We start from the raw sequence: 13,944 nt of genomic DNA, 5'->3' as shown, positions 1-13,944 counted from the left end.
TCATAACGGCGTTTTCTCGGCGCGCAACGCCTCGAGGCGGGCAGCGATGATCGCTGTATCGAAGCCAGCGGCGCGGACTCGCCCGTTGGCGGCAAGAGCAATGCGCGCGGCCCCATCGGTGGCAAGATGGATAATCGCACCGGTGAGGGCGGAGCTGTCGCCAGGAGGTATCATCATACCAGCATCGCCGATCACTTCGGGCAGGCCCCCGGTATTTGTGGCGATCAGGGCGGCACCGCTCGCCATCGCTTCGAGGGCTGTGAGGCCGAACGGTTCCGGCCAGCGCGACGGTACAACAACGATGGCAGCGCGCGCCATGGCGGTGAGCACGGTGGCGTGGGTCTGATAGCCCGCGAAAGCGATGCCGGCGCTGATGGCAGCGGTTCGCATCGCGGCGACATAGCGGGTTTCAGAACTGTTCGGCCCGAACCGGTCGCCGCCGATGATCGCGGCGGACCAACCCGGAAGCTGCGGCAGGGCTGCGGCACAGGCGGCGATGAAATCGGCAATCCCCTTGGATTCAACGATGCGGCCGGCAAACAAAATCAGGCGATCTCGCGGTACCGTGGCGGCTGGCAGATCCATGAGGGTGAGCGGATTGGGCAGGACGGCGAGGCTGGATGTTGGTTCGATGCCAAGCGCGTAGCGGGAGCGCAGGTAATCCGAAACGCAGATCACGCGGTGAAGGGTGGCAAGGGTGCGGGCGCGCTCGGCGCGACGACGCAGGCCGCGCATCTCCAGCGGGTCGTTATGGATAAACAGCATGACGCGGGCGCTTGGAAACAAACGCGCAATCAGCCGTGCCAGGCGGGGTTGTTGGTGGATTTCAATGACATCGGGTCTCTGTGCGCGAAGCTGGCGGATCACGCCGAGTGCGTAGAACATTTTGCTACCGGCTGAGACCGGATGATAGTCGATGGCCGGGTAGGTGGCGGAATTCCGGCGGCCGATCACACCGGCGCCAGCCGCCCCGGCAAGGCGCCGCACCACCAGCGCGATCGCGCCGGCACGATCGGGCGCGAAACCCTCGCTCGCCGGCAACACCATAGCAACTCGCGACGATGCGTTCCCGGTAGGCGGTTCGCCTGGCGTCAAGGGGCGCGGACTTTGACGTAGTCCCCCGGTGCGTCAGCGAGAGCGGGCAAGGCGCCGGTACCGGGGATGCGTGGGGCCACGCGGGTTTTTGCCCGCGCGGTGATCCAGCGTTGCCAGTCCGGCCACCAGGAACCGGCGACTTCGGTGGCGCCTTCCATCCAGGCTTCGGCGGTTTCGGGCAGGGTGTCATTGACGAAATGGCTGTATTTGCCGCTGCCCGGCGGGTTGACGACACCGGCGATATGACCGGAGGCCGCGAGCACGAAGCGCTTGGGTCCCGCCATCACCTGGGTCGCTTTGTAGGTGCTGGTCCAGGGCGCGATATGATCCTCGCGGCAGGACAGGAAATAGACCGGGATGGTGATGCGGCGGAGATCGACCTTGGTGTTGTCGAGCGTCAGGCCATCGGGTTCGATCAGCCGGTTCTTCTGGTACATGTTGCGCAAATAGAAAGAGTGCATCGCCGCCGGCATGCGGGTGGAGTCCGAATTCCAGTACAAAAGATCGAACGGGAATGAATCGTTGCCAAGCAGGTAGTTGTTGACCACGAAGCTCCAGATCAGATCGTTCGAACGGAGCATGTTGAACGTCGTCGACATTTCGGAACCTTCGAGATAGCCGCGCCTGTTCATTTTGTCTTCCAGCGCGCCGAGTTGCTCCTCATCGATAAACACACCAAGTTCGCCGACATCGGTAAAATCGGTAAGCGTGACCAGGAAGGTGGCGGATTTAATCCGCTCATCGCCGCGTGCCGCCATCACCGCGAGAGTCGCCGCCAGCAATGTGCCGCCGAGGCAGTAGCCGATCGCATTGACGCTGCGCTCGCCTGTGGCTGCCTCGATCGCATCGAGCGCGGCGAACACGCCTTCGTTCATGTAATCGGGAAAATCCTTCGCGGCGAGACGTTCATCGGGATTGACCCAGCTTGCGACGAACACGGTATGACCCTGTTCGACCGCCCAGCGGATGAAGCTGTTTTTCGGCTTGAGATCAAGGATATAGAATTTGTTGATCCACGGCGGGAAAATCACCAGCGGGGTCTTGATGACCCTTTCAGTCGTCGGCGCGTACTGGATCAGCTCCATCAGCTCGTTACGAAAAATCACCTTTCCCGGAGTCACGGCGATATTGCCGCCAACCGTGAATTGCTCGGAATCGGTCATGCGGATATGCAATTTGCCGTGGCCGGCCTCAAGGTCGCGCAGCAGGTTTTGCAACCCACGCAGCAGATTCTCGCCGCCGGATTCGACGGTCTTGCGCAACACCTGTGGATTGGTGAACGCAAAATTGGACGGGCTCATCGCGTCAATGAACTGGCGGGAATAGAAATCGACCTTCTGCGCCGTTTTCGGATCGAGCCCGTCGACCCGTTTGACCACGTCCTGAACGAAGCGGGCGGACAGCAGGTAGCTCTGGCGAATGAAGTCGAACACCTCGTTCTGTTGCCAACCCTCGTCCTGGAACCGCTTGTCCCTTGGATCAGCGGGCACCACCGGGGTGGTTTCGATGCCCATGATCCGGCGCGTCGAATGCTGCCAGAGCGTCATGTAATCCTGCCAGAATCCCATCTGCGCTTCGATCAGCTTGGTCGGATTGGCGACCAGCCGCGCGGTCATTTCCATGAACGCACCACCGATGTTGAGCGGATCGGCGGTGATTCCCTGGTCAGACTGGCGTTGCAGCCAGTCGCTGACGATGCGTTGTGATCGGGCGCCGATGTCGGCCATGGTGCGCGTATAGACGGCGGGATCGGGCAAAATGAAATTGCCAGACTCTTGATTTTGATGATCGGCCATGGACGCTCCTTCCGGCTCCGCAATCCAGGCGCTAAAGACAGCCAGGATGAGTGAGGAGCCGACGTGACCTATAGCGAAGTTTTGCCCAAGGCTGAAATGGGGGGAAGCGTATGAGCGCGGCATGGCGTCGCGGTGCGCGACTGATCGTTCTGGCCGGCGTGCTCGCGGTGTCGGGCTGTGCAACCTACAATCCGATCACGATGTTTCATCGTCTCGAAGGAAAAGCGGCACCGCCGCCACCGCCGGCGCCGGGTTTGGACCAGCCATCACCCAATCTGGCCTCGGTGCCACCGAAACCACCCGTGCTGTCGCCCCAGGTCCAGCGGTCGATCCGGGGCGAGTTGCTGGCGGCGAATACACGCCAGAATGCATTGCCAGCACCGGCAGGTGGGCGAGCGCCGGCGTTGAAACCGGTGCCGCCGGTAATCGGTCAGATGGCGCCGGTATTGGTCGCGTTTCAACCGGGGCGTGCAATCGTGCCTAACCGTGATCTGGCGGCGCTCCGTGCGGTCGCGGCTCATCGTGGTCGCGCGACAATTGTCGCCATCGGCTTTGCCCCCGCGCGAAGCGCCGCCGGACTGCATCTGGCGCTGCTGCGGGCGACCGCAATCGCCGATATATTGACTGCGGCAGGCGCGCCGGGTTCCGTCGTTCGAATCGAGGCGCTCACGGCGGGTCGCGGTGGTGCGGCACAACTGCTATACCCGTCGCTCCCGCAATAATCTTCTCCCAGCCGCCGCGCACCAGGACCGAACATGACCGAGGAATTCCATCGCATCCGCCGCCTGCCACCCTATGTGTTCGCCGAGGTCAATCAGGCCAAGGCGGCGGCGCGTAACCGGCGGGAAGACATCATCGACCTCGGCATGGGCAATCCCGACAGCGCGACGCCGCCGCATATCGTGGCCAAGCTGATCGAAACCGTCGCCGATCCGCGCAGCCACCGCTATTCGACCAGCAAGGGCATCCCCGGTCTGCGCCGCGCGCTGGCCGCCTATTACGATCGCCGCTTCGGCGTGAAGCTCAACCCCGAAACCGAGGTGATCGCGACTCTCGGCTCGAAGGAAGGCCTCGCCAATCTCGCCAACGCGATCACCTCGCCGGGTGATACCATCCTGGTGCCCAACCCATCGTATCCGATCCATCAATTCGGTTTCATCATTGCGGGAGCTTCGGTGCGCTCGGTGCCAGCGACGCCGGACGAGACCATGCTGCATGCGCTGGAGCGTGCGGTGAAGCATTCGGTGCCAAAGCCGACCGCGCTGATCGTCAATTTTCCCTCGAACCCGACGGCGTATCTCGCGACTCTCGATTTCTACAAGGACATCGTCGCCTTCGCGCGCAAGCACGAGATTTTCATCCTCTCGGACCTCGCCTACGCCGAGATCTATTTCGAGGGCGAGCCGCCGCCGTCGGTGTTGCAGGTCAACGGGGCGAAAGAATTCACTGTCGAATTCACCTCGATGTCGAAGACCTATTCGATGCCGGGCTGGCGCATGGGGTTCGCGGCCGGCAATCCACGCCTGATTGCGGCCCTGGCGCGAATGAAATCCTACCTCGATTACGGCGCCTTCACCCCGATCCAGGTCGCGGCGACGGCAGCGCTGAACGGACCGCAGGATTGTGTCGATCAGATGCGCGCTCTGTACAAGGAGCGGCGCGACGTGCTGATCAAGGGCCTCGCCCAGGCCGGGTGGGATGTGCCGAGCCCTGCCGGGTCGATGTTCGCCTGGGCGCCGATCCCCGCGCGCTACGCTCATCTCGGCTCGGTCGATTTCTCGAAACTGCTGCTGGAACGCGCGAAGGTCGCGGTCGCGCCGGGAATCGGGTTCGGCGAGTATGGCGATGACCATGTCCGGATCGCGCTGGTCGAGAACACGCATCGGCTGCGCCAGGCGGTGCGTAACATTCGGAGTTTCATGGCGCCGGGCAACATGGCGGCGGCGGAGACCGAGGTGGCATGAAGCCGGCGCTTTCAGTTGGAATTGCCGGCCTTGGCACGGTCGGCGCGGGGGTCGTGCGATTGCTGCGCGACAATGCAACGCCGATCGCCGCGCGCGCCGGACGCTCGATCGAGGTGGTCGCGGTTTCGGCGCGGGATCGGAAACGGGATCGCGGCGTCGCGCTCGAGGGGGTGCGTTGGCACGATGACCCCGTGGCCTTGGTGGCGGACGCGGCCGTCGACGTCGTGGTCGAATTGATCGGCGGGGCGGAGGGTGCGGCCTATGATGTCGTGATGGCGGCGCTGGCGGCGGGAAAACCCGTGGTGACCGCCAATAAGGCCCTGATTGCGACGCGAGGCAGTGCAATCGCCGCGTTTCCGAATGCCAGTCTGCGGTTCGAGGCGGCGGTTGCAGGCGGGATTCCGGTGATCAAGACACTACGGGAAGGGCTGGCGGCGGATCGGATCGCCAGTGTTTCGGGGATTTTCAACGGTACGTGCAATTATATTCTGAGCCGGATGCGCGCGGAAAAGCTCGATTTCGCGACGGTGCTGGCCGATGCGCAGGCACGCGGCTATGCCGAGGCCGATCCCTCCTTCGATATCGATGGCGTCGATACCGCGCATAAACTCGCGATTCTGGCCGCGATCGCGTTTGGCCGGCAGGTCGATTTCGCATCGGTGCATGTCGAGGGGATCAGGGGCGTCAATGCCCTCGATATCGCGTTTGCCGAGGAGCTCGGCTACCGGATCAAGCTGCTCGGCATCGCGCGGGCGACGGCGGCGGGCATCGAAACACGGGTGCATCCGGCAATGGTCCCGCTGACCTCACCGCTGGCACAGGTCGACGGCGTCAATAACGCGGTGGTGATCCAGGGCGACCCGGTCGGGCAGATCGTGCTCCAGGGGCGCGGCGCCGGCGCCGGCCCGACGGCATCGGCCGTGGTGGCCGATCTGATCGATCTGGCGCGCAACCGCGCCGCACCGCTGCTAGGGGTCGAAACCGGGTCGCTGCAAGCCTGCGCTTCGGTGCCGATGGCGGTTCATCAAGGTGCGTATTTCCTGCGCCTGATGGTCGCCGATCAACCCGGCGTGATCGCGGATGTGACCGCCGTGTTGCGCGATCACAGCATCTCGCTTGAATCGATGCTGCAGCACGGCCGTAGCCCCGGCGACGCCGTTGCGGTGGTGCTGGTGACGCATGTGACGCATGAAGCCGCCATGGCGGCGGCGTTGGCGCGGCTGGCGGCACTGGCAGCGGTGCGCGAGCCGCCGGCACTGATCCGCATCGAAACGGCCTGAATTTCAATCAGCCTCCAGGAAAGTGACATCATGACAAAAGATAAATCGCCGAGCCAATCCGACCGCAATCTTGCTCTCGAACTGGTGCGGGTGACCGAAGCCGCCGCGCTTGCGGCCTCGGTCTGGATCGGGCGCGGAGACAAGAACAGCGCCGATGGTGCGGCGGTGGGGGCGATGCGTCGGGCATTTAATGCCGTGGCGATCGATGGTCTCGTGGTCATCGGCGAAGGCGAGATGGACGAGGCGCCCATGCTCTTCATCGGCGAGCGGGTCGGTGCCGGCGGACCGGCGATGGACATCGCGGTCGATCCGCTCGAGGGCACCGTGATCGCGGCCAAAGGCGCGCCCAATGCGATCGCGGTGATCGCACTGGCCGAACATGGCAATTTCTTGCACGCTCCAGACATCTATATGGATAAAATCGCCGTGGGGCCGGGACTTCCGGCTGGTGTGGTTTCGCTCGAGGCTTCGATCGGGGAAAACCTGCGCAATCTGGCCCTCGCCAAGAAATGCGATATCGCGGATCTGATGGTCTGCACGCTCGATCGGGATCGTCATGCCGAGATCATCGCGCAATGCCGCGAGGCTGGGGCACGGATCACGCTGATCGGCGATGGTGATGTCTCCGGCGTGATTGCCGTGTCGCAACCCGATGCCGGCATCGATTTGTATATCGGCTCGGGTGGCGCGCCGGAGGGCGTGCTGGCGGCAGCCGCACTGCGTTGCATCGGCGGGCAGATGCAGGGGCGGTTGCTGTATGAGGATGACGCGCAGATCGAGCGTGCGCGGGGAATGGGCATTGCCGATCCCCACCGGATTTATGCGCTGGAGGACATGGCCCGCGGTAATGTAATGTTCGCCGCGACCGGCGTCACGACGGGACCGATGCTGCGTGGCGTGCGGCGCTCCGGCATCGGCGCAATCACCCATTCGACCGTGATGCGCTCGCAATCGGGGACCGTGCGCTACATCGAGGCGCATCATAATTTCGAGACCAAAGGATGGATCGCCTCCTGAACCCATTGCAGATCGCGTTCGGGGTCGAGCAGAGTCTGACGGGGCGGCGTTGGGTATGGCGCGCCAGCGAGGAACGGGTTGCACAGGCCATTGCACAACGTTTGGCGGCGCCCGAGCTGATCGGGCGTCTGCTGGCGGCACGCGGCGTCATCTCAGACCGGGCAGCCGATTTTCTGGACCCGACGTTGCGGGCCTTCCTGCCCGATCCCTCGGTGCTGACCGATATGGACATCGCGGCGGCGCGTCTGGCCGACGCGGTGCAGACGGGCGAGACGATTGCCATTTTCGGCGATTATGATGTCGATGGTGCCTGTAGCGGGGCGCTGATGGCGCTGGGGCTGGGCGCGCTGGGCGTGCCGACGATCAATTACGTGCCCGATCGCATCCGCGAAGGGTACGGGCCGAACGCGCCGGCTCTGCTCGCCCTGGCAAACCAGGGGGCGCGGCTTGTCGTCTGCGTCGATTGTGGCGCGACGGCTCATGAGGCGCTTGCCGCATTGCGCGGGGCGGCCGACGCCATCGTGCTCGATCACCATAAACTCGACGGGCCACCACCGGCAATCGTCGCGACGGTCAATCCCAACAGGCTCGATGATCGCTCCGGGTTGAACAACGTGTGCGCCGCGACGGTCGCGTTTCTGACGCTGATTGCAACGCAGCGCGTATTGCGCCGGCGGGGTTTCTTTGATGGGCGCGCCGAGATCGATCTGTTCTCGATGCTGGATCTGGTTGCGTTGGCGACGGTGTGTGACGTGATGCCCCTGACCGGGTTGAATCGCGCGCTGGTGACCCAGGGTCTGAAAATCATGGCACGGCGCAGCCGGCCGGGCATTGCGGCGCTGCTCGACATCGCCGGGGTGAACGAGGCGCCGGGGGCAATGACCTGCGGTTTCGCGCTGGGGCCGCGCATCAACGCGGCCGGGCGGATCGATCAGGCGGATCTGGGGCTGCGCGCCTTACTCGCCGCCGATACAGGAACGGCGATGGATCTGGCCAAGCGCCTCGATGAAATCAACCGTCAGCGTCAAGCGGTCGAGGCTGGTCTGCTCGATGAGGCAATGGACATGGCCGCGGCACAGTTCGCCGCGGGAGCGGCGGTGGCCCTGGTGAGCGGCGTGGATTGGCATCCTGGTGTGGTCGGAATCGTTGCCGGTCGGATCAAGGAGGCGTTCAACCGACCCGTGCTCGTGGCCGGGATCAGCCAGGGTCGTGCGACCGGTTCGGGGCGGTCGATCACCGGCATCGATCTGGGAAGCGCGATCATTGCGGCGCGGGAAGCGGGACTCCTGCTCAAGGGCGGCGGCCATGCCATGGCGGCGGGTTTCACGCTGGATGCCGCACAACTCGACACGCTGCATCAGTTTCTCAACGATCGCCTCGCCGCCGCGGCGTTGCTGCCGATTGCAACGGAGCTGACGCTGGATGGCACGATCGCGGTCGCGAGCGCGACCGAGGCGCTCGCCGAGCAGATCACCCGGCTAGGACCGTTCGGTGCCGGCAATGCCGAACCGCTGTTCGTGGTGCCGCATGCCCGTGTGGTACGTGCCGATCGAATCGGACGCACCGACACCACCGTTCGCGCCTATGTCGATGGTGATCGGGGCGGACGGCTGAAAACAATGCTGTTCCGCGCCAAGGATGATGCGCTGACGGCCGCCCTGCTGGACCGATTCGGCGCGCCGCTGCACCTCGCGGGCCATATCCGCGCGGAACGCTGGAACGGCAAGACCACCACCAGTCTGATCCTGCATGATGCCAGCCCGGCGACATGCCAGCCCGGCACATGACGGCATCGCCCTGGCCGAGACGGTGCTGGGGGTATCGTCTACCGAAGGTCGCCCCATCTGCCGAATGTCGCCCCGGCTAGAGCGTTATGCTTTCAGCTTAACGCTCTAGCTTTATGTTTTTTCGAGCGATTTCATGCGTTTATGTTGCCGCTGCCGCGGCAACTTAATCGCATATCGCTCTACCGGAACGCCCAGCGCACGGTTTGCGCCACGCCGAACGTGCTGGCGCGGATCACCGGGCGGCTCAGCGCGCGGCTTTCAAGGCGGTGCATCCGCCGGGCCCATGTGGGCAAAAGATCAATCGCGGCCTGCATCGTCAGGGCCTGAATCGATCTGCCAAGCATGGTCTTCGTCGGTTGGCTCTTCAGAATCCGCATGATCTCGCGGGTTCGGTCATCGTAAAGCAGCCCGGCGCGCATGGTACGGAACAGAAGTCGCGTTGCGGCGCGGGTGTGGGGAACCGGATCAGCGCCGAGCGCGGCGCCAATCTGAGCCATTTCGGCAAAATAGCGATCCTGATCCGCCATCGACATGCCGGGTTCGGCGTAGCGCATCCAGGCGTCGAGAAAACAGGTCGTCTCGGTCAGATGCACCCAGGCCAGCAGGGTGGGATCATTGGCCCGATACGGCCGGCCATCGGGCAGTGTCCCGTTAACCCTGTCATGAATGCGCCTGATCCGGCCGATCACCGCTTCAGCCTCGGTCCGGCCGCCATAGGTGGTCAGGGCGATGAACCGGGCGGTCCGGCGCAGGCGACCTTGCATGTCGGTGCGGAAATTCGAATGGTCCCAAACGCCGGCGAGCACGGCGGGATGCAGCATTTGCAGCATCAGCCCCGCGACGCCGCCGACCATCATCGAGGTCACGTCGCCGTGGACACGCCACGCCACCGCGCGCGGGCCAAACAAACCATCTGGCCTGCGCGGAACCGGCGTTTCGCCCCGTGTGCGATCATTGAACATGTCCACCACCTGCCCGACGATGGCATGCTTGAGCGGGCGCAACGGGTCAGCCAGCGGCGTGATAATGGGATTGCTCCTCCCCAACGCGTATCACCCGATCTCGCGCGACAACGGGCAAACAGATCCTCGACCTTCAGCCGGTACCGCCGACTGTAAGGCCGCTGATTTTGATGGTGGGTTGTCCGACGCCGACAGGAACACCCTGGCCGTTCTTGCCGCAGGTTCCGATGCCGGCATCGAGTTCGAGGTCGCCACCGATCATCTCGACCTTGGTCAAAGCGTCCGGCCCATTGCCGATCAACGTCGCGCCCTTGACCGGCGCGCCGATTTTACCGTCTTCGATCATATAGGCTTCGGAGGCCGAGAAAACGAATTTGCCAGACGTGATATCAACCTGGCCGCCGCCGAAATTGGCGGCGTACAGGCCGCGCTTGACCGAGCGGATCATGTCGTCGCGCGTCGCCTCTCCGGCGAGCATGATGGTGTTGGTCATGCGCGGCATCGGCAGATGGGCATAGGATTGCCGCCGGCCGTTGCCGGTCGGGGACATATTCATCAACCTCGCGTTCTGGCGATCCTGGAGATACCCGGTCAGGATGCCGTCCTCGATCAGCACGGTGCGGTTGGTCGGCGTGCCTTCATCATCGACCGTCAGCGAACCGCGCCGGTTGGGCAAGGTGCCGTCATCGACGACGGTAACGCCTTTTGAGCCGACGCGCTTGCCCATCAGCCCGGCGAAGGCAGAGGTTTTCTTGCGGTTGAAATCGCCTTCAAGACCATGGCCGATCGCCTCATGGAGAAGAATCCCGGGCCAGCCCGCACCAAGCACCACCGGCATTTCACCGGCGGGCGCGGCGATGCTTTCGAGGTTCAAGGTGGCTTTACGGATCGATTCATCAACCGCGGCACGCCAGAAATCCGGCGCGGTGACGCTCGCGTAGGTCTCGCGGCCACCCGCCCCATGACCCCCGGACTCACGCCGGCCGTCCTGCTCCATCACGACGGACACATGCAGCACCACAAGCGGGCGTACATCGGCGACGCGCACGCCATCGGCGCGCAGAATTTCCACGACCTGCCACTCGCCGAACAGGCTCGCCATCACCTGCACCACGCGGGAATCCTTGCCGCGGGCGTACGCATCGATGGCGCCGAGCATGTCGGCGCGGGCGGCGAAGGGCATTTCAGCGAGAGGGTTGAGCGCGGTGTAAAGCGATGGCCCGGCCTTCGGCGGTGCCACGGCGACAACACCGGCCTCGTCCGGCCGGGCATCCCGCAGGGTCGCCACCGCGCGCGCCAGGGCGGTATCGGTAATTTCGCCGGCATGGGCATAAATCGCCGCCTCGCCGGTAACCGAGCGCAAGCCGAATCCACGCCGATTATCGAAACTCGCGTTGCGGATGCGCCCGTCATCGAGACTGACCATCTCAGACTCGCGATACTCCAGAAACAGCTCGCCATCATCCGCCGGGTCGAGCACCGGGGCGATCGTCCGCCGCGCCTCGAACGCGCTCAAACCGTCGTTGCCGTGAAACAACCGGTCGGCGGTGGCCAGGGCGTCGTTCGGAGGGGCGATGAGCGTGTCGGGCATTATTCGGCAGCTTTCATGGCAAGAGGGTGGCCGGCCGGCAACGAAGCGACGGAGAGTGCGCCCCGCAAGGCATGGCGGCAGGCGATACAGACGGCAAGCAGCAACACGGCATTCAGTTCATGGAGGTAACCGAGCCCGGACATGCCCGAAACCAACGCGGTCATCCCCAGTATATATTGGAGCGTGACCAATCCTGCCAATGATAAAAACAAATCCCTTGTCTTCGGCCCCAGAGGCGCGCGCAGGCCCATGACGGCGGCGACCATGACAAGAAGTGCCGTGATCGTCGCGACCAGGCGATGATCAAACTGCACCGTCGCCTGATTTTCCAGGACATTGAGCCAGAGCGGGTGCAGTTTCATGCCGTCTGGCGGCAGGGCGTGGCCATCCATCAGGGGAAAGGTGTTAAAAACATGGATGCCGCCGGTCGCCGCGACCAGCGCGCCGAGGCCGATCGTGAGGATCAACAAAACGATCGAGGTGCTCAGGAGCGCGCGCAGCGTGGTGTGTCCGGCGATCGGCGCGGGATCGGGATTGCGAATGGTCAGCGCGGTCCACAGCATCGCGGTGAAGATCAACATCGCCAGAATGAAATGTGGCCCGAGATACAATGGCGAGGGGTGCAGAATATCGCTGGTCATGCCCTGATACGTCATGTACCAGCCCATCGTCGCCTCGACCGCACCCGCCGCGAACAGACCGAGCAGCCATAGCGCCAACCGGTTCGACACCCGGCCCCGCCACCAGAACACACCCAGCGGCGCCAGAAACACCAGCGCCATCAGCCGCCCCCAGTCGCGATCGAGAAACATCGGCATATAAATCGCCTTGAACTGCGCCAAATTCATCGCCGGGTGCAGCACGCGAAACTGCGCGGTCTCCTGATAAAGCCCAAACGCCCGCTCCCACGCCGCATGGGTGAGGGGCGGGATGATGCCGGTCATCGGCCGCCAATCCTGAATGACGAATCCCGCGTGGATCGTGCGGGCATGCCCGCCGCCGACCACCATGCCGAAAATCATGAAGCAAATAACCAGCAGCCAGTTACCGACCGCGCGGTCCGGTTTCGCGTTCATGCCTCCCGCCGCCCCCTCAGCTCGAAATACGCCCAGACAGCGGCCGCCAGCAGCAACACAGCGTTCAATTGATGAACGATTCCAATATCGAGGCTTTTTGACACCAGGGTCGTCACGCCCAGAATATATTGCACAATGAGCAATCCACCCATCACCAGAAACGCATCCCGCGCCCGCCCGGGTAATTCGGCGCGTATCGCCACCACAACGGCTGCCAGCACAACGAGCGCGGCGATTGTGCCGATGACCCGATGATCGAATTGGGTGGCGGGTTTGCTTTCAAAAAAATTACGCCAGAACGGGTGCAAAGCTCCGTAATGAGGCGGAATCCACTGCCCTTGCATCAGCGGAAACGTGTTATCGATCGTGTAGGCATGGGTGCCGGAGAGAAAGGTGCCCGCGAAAATCGCAAGACAGATCACCACGATCGACGCAACGGCAAAGCCGCGCGCGAGTTTGAACCGGGAAGCGATCTCCGGCGCCAGACGATCTTCATTTGGCTTCAGCACGACCAAGCCAGTGGTGAAAACCGCAATCGCCAGCATCGTCGCGAAACAATAATGGATCGACAGCCGCCAGACCGAAACCTCGGTCAGTCCCGGTTGAAATCCGGACGCGACCATCCACCATCCGATCAATCCCTGAACGCCGCCGAGCATGAACAACGTGGCAAGCCATGGCCGCAGGCGCCCTTCCAGCCGGCCGGTCCACCAGAACCACAGGAGCGGAACGCCAAAATCGAAGCCGAGCAAGCGTCCCCACATACGATGGATCCACTCCGGCCAGAAAATCGCCTTGAAACCCTCCAGATTCATGTGGCTGTTGAGCAGCTTATACTGCGGAATCGTTTTATAAAGGCTGAACATCCGCTCCCATGCCGCATGGGTAAGTGGCGGAATGATGCCGGAAACCGGCTGCCATGCCATGATCGACAATCCGGCATTGTCGTTCTGGACATAAGCCCCGATACCGAACATCTCGACGATCAAGGCGAAGCTGATGAAAAGCCAGGTCGCGACGATCCTTCGGTTATTCGCCGACGATGCCCGCTCCGCGCGGCGGTCGCCGATGCTCAGACCGGCAATGGATTGTGACGCCATCGATGGACCCTCGGATTTTGAATATATAGTGAGCGGCATTTGCACCCGTGCGGCGGTTTGTAAACCCACGGCGCCGCAGGTGCCGTACACATTTCACGGCACTGCCGGTGCCGTACATATTTCAAAGCGCCGTGGCTCAGTCGAGGCGCGGCTCGATCCGCCGTCCAGGCGCGGTGCGTGGCGGCGGCGGCGGCGGCACGACAGGGCGGCTCCGACTGATCGGTTCACGGACAGGTTCACGGACAGGTTCGCGGATCGGTTCACGAACCGGCTCGC

The 13,944-nt window shown here is 63.5% G+C and carries 11 protein-coding genes; 5 read left to right on the top strand and 6 right to left on the bottom strand.

Going from position 1 to position 13,944, the window contains the following annotated elements; all coding sequences use genetic code 11:
- Together ACP5E6_RS02370 and ACP5E6_RS02365 are read right to left on the bottom strand one after the other, a co-directional pair.
- A complete protein-coding gene (locus ACP5E6_RS02370; RefSeq protein ID WP_427951165.1) occupies positions 1–1,047 on the bottom strand; it encodes a glycosyltransferase family 4 protein in 1,047 nt (348 codons plus the stop codon).
- A 44-nt stretch (positions 1,048–1,091) separates the two neighbouring features.
- On the bottom strand, positions 1,092–2,891 hold the full coding sequence (locus ACP5E6_RS02365; protein ID WP_427951163.1) for a PHA/PHB synthase family protein: 1,800 nt from the start codon (positions 2,889–2,891) through the stop codon (positions 1,092–1,094).
- 110 nt (positions 2,892–3,001) lie between these two features.
- Between ACP5E6_RS02365 and ACP5E6_RS02360 the strand changes: the two genes are divergently transcribed.
- Genes ACP5E6_RS02360 through recJ form a run of 5 tightly spaced genes read left to right on the top strand, consistent with a single transcriptional unit; the run spans position 3,002 to position 8,939 of the window.
- Positions 3,002–3,613, top strand: coding sequence for a hypothetical protein (locus ACP5E6_RS02360; RefSeq protein WP_427951161.1), 612 nt, complete (start codon positions 3,002–3,004; stop codon positions 3,611–3,613).
- 33 nt (positions 3,614–3,646) lie between these two features.
- Complete coding sequence (locus tag ACP5E6_RS02355) at positions 3,647–4,855, top strand: LL-diaminopimelate aminotransferase (protein WP_427951159.1); 1,209 nt, start codon at positions 3,647–3,649, stop codon at positions 4,853–4,855.
- On the top strand, positions 4,852–6,135 hold the full coding sequence (locus tag ACP5E6_RS02350; protein ID WP_427951157.1) for a homoserine dehydrogenase: 1,284 nt from the start codon (positions 4,852–4,854) through the stop codon (positions 6,133–6,135). Before ACP5E6_RS02355 ends, ACP5E6_RS02350 begins: the two co-directional genes overlap by 4 nt.
- A gap of 30 nt (positions 6,136–6,165) precedes the next feature.
- Complete coding sequence (glpX, locus tag ACP5E6_RS02345; RefSeq protein ID WP_427951154.1) at positions 6,166–7,152, top strand: class II fructose-bisphosphatase; 987 nt, start codon at positions 6,166–6,168, stop codon at positions 7,150–7,152.
- Positions 7,137–8,939 (top strand): single-stranded-DNA-specific exonuclease RecJ, encoded by a 1,803-nt coding sequence (recJ, locus tag ACP5E6_RS02340; RefSeq protein ID WP_427951151.1) that lies wholly within the window; start codon positions 7,137–7,139, stop codon positions 8,937–8,939. Before glpX ends, recJ begins: the two co-directional genes overlap by 16 nt.
- Positions 8,940–9,118: 179 nt before the next feature.
- Here the strand turns inward: recJ and ACP5E6_RS02335 are convergent, their stop codons facing one another.
- From ACP5E6_RS02335 to ACP5E6_RS02320, 4 genes are all read right to left on the bottom strand, one after another.
- On the bottom strand, positions 9,119–9,901 hold the full coding sequence (locus tag ACP5E6_RS02335; RefSeq protein ID WP_427951149.1) for an oxygenase MpaB family protein: 783 nt from the start codon (positions 9,899–9,901) through the stop codon (positions 9,119–9,121).
- Between the two features lie 133 nt (positions 9,902–10,034).
- Positions 10,035–11,492, bottom strand: coding sequence for a metalloprotease TldD (tldD, locus tag ACP5E6_RS02330; RefSeq protein WP_427951146.1), 1,458 nt, complete (start codon positions 11,490–11,492; stop codon positions 10,035–10,037).
- A complete protein-coding gene (locus ACP5E6_RS02325) occupies positions 11,492–12,568 on the bottom strand; it encodes a COX15/CtaA family protein (protein ID WP_427951143.1) in 1,077 nt (358 codons plus the stop codon). Before ACP5E6_RS02325 ends, tldD begins: the two co-directional genes overlap by 1 nt.
- On the bottom strand, positions 12,565–13,668 hold the full coding sequence (locus ACP5E6_RS02320; protein ID WP_427951141.1) for a COX15/CtaA family protein: 1,104 nt from the start codon (positions 13,666–13,668) through the stop codon (positions 12,565–12,567). Before ACP5E6_RS02320 ends, ACP5E6_RS02325 begins: the two co-directional genes overlap by 4 nt.
- Positions 13,669–13,944 lie beyond the last annotated feature (276 nt).

It is taken from the genome of Acidiphilium sp., from assembly GCF_049977125.1.
Lineage (GTDB): Bacteria > Pseudomonadota > Alphaproteobacteria > Acetobacterales > Acetobacteraceae > Acidiphilium.
The sequence above is the reverse complement of the archived record's forward strand: the minus strand, read 5'-3'. Positions and strand labels throughout refer to the sequence as shown.

Bases quoted from the DNA above. Each gene is read 5' to 3' on its own strand.
- ACP5E6_RS02320 (WP_427951141.1), bottom strand. From the start codon at position 13,668: ATGGCGTCACAATCCATTGCCGGTCTGAGCATCGGCGACCGCCGCGCG.
- ACP5E6_RS02335 (WP_427951149.1), bottom strand. From the start codon at position 9,901: ATGTTCAATGATCGCACACGGGGCGAAACGCCGGTTCCGCGCAGGCCA.
- ACP5E6_RS02350 (WP_427951157.1), top strand. From the start codon at position 4,852: ATGAAGCCGGCGCTTTCAGTTGGAATTGCCGGCCTTGGCACGGTCGGC.
- ACP5E6_RS02360 (WP_427951161.1), top strand. From the start codon at position 3,002: ATGAGCGCGGCATGGCGTCGCGGTGCGCGACTGATCGTTCTGGCCGGC.
- ACP5E6_RS02325 (WP_427951143.1), bottom strand. From the start codon at position 12,568: ATGAACGCGAAACCGGACCGCGCGGTCGGTAACTGGCTGCTGGTTATT.
- recJ (WP_427951151.1), top strand. From the start codon at position 7,137: ATGGATCGCCTCCTGAACCCATTGCAGATCGCGTTCGGGGTCGAGCAG.
- glpX (WP_427951154.1), top strand. From the start codon at position 6,166: ATGACAAAAGATAAATCGCCGAGCCAATCCGACCGCAATCTTGCTCTC.
- ACP5E6_RS02370 (WP_427951165.1), bottom strand. From the start codon at position 1,047: ATGGTGTTGCCGGCGAGCGAGGGTTTCGCGCCCGATCGTGCCGGCGCG.
- ACP5E6_RS02365 (WP_427951163.1), bottom strand. From the start codon at position 2,891: ATGGCCGATCATCAAAATCAAGAGTCTGGCAATTTCATTTTGCCCGAT.
- ACP5E6_RS02355 (WP_427951159.1), top strand. From the start codon at position 3,647: ATGACCGAGGAATTCCATCGCATCCGCCGCCTGCCACCCTATGTGTTC.
- tldD (WP_427951146.1), bottom strand. From the start codon at position 11,492: ATGCCCGACACGCTCATCGCCCCTCCGAACGACGCCCTGGCCACCGCC.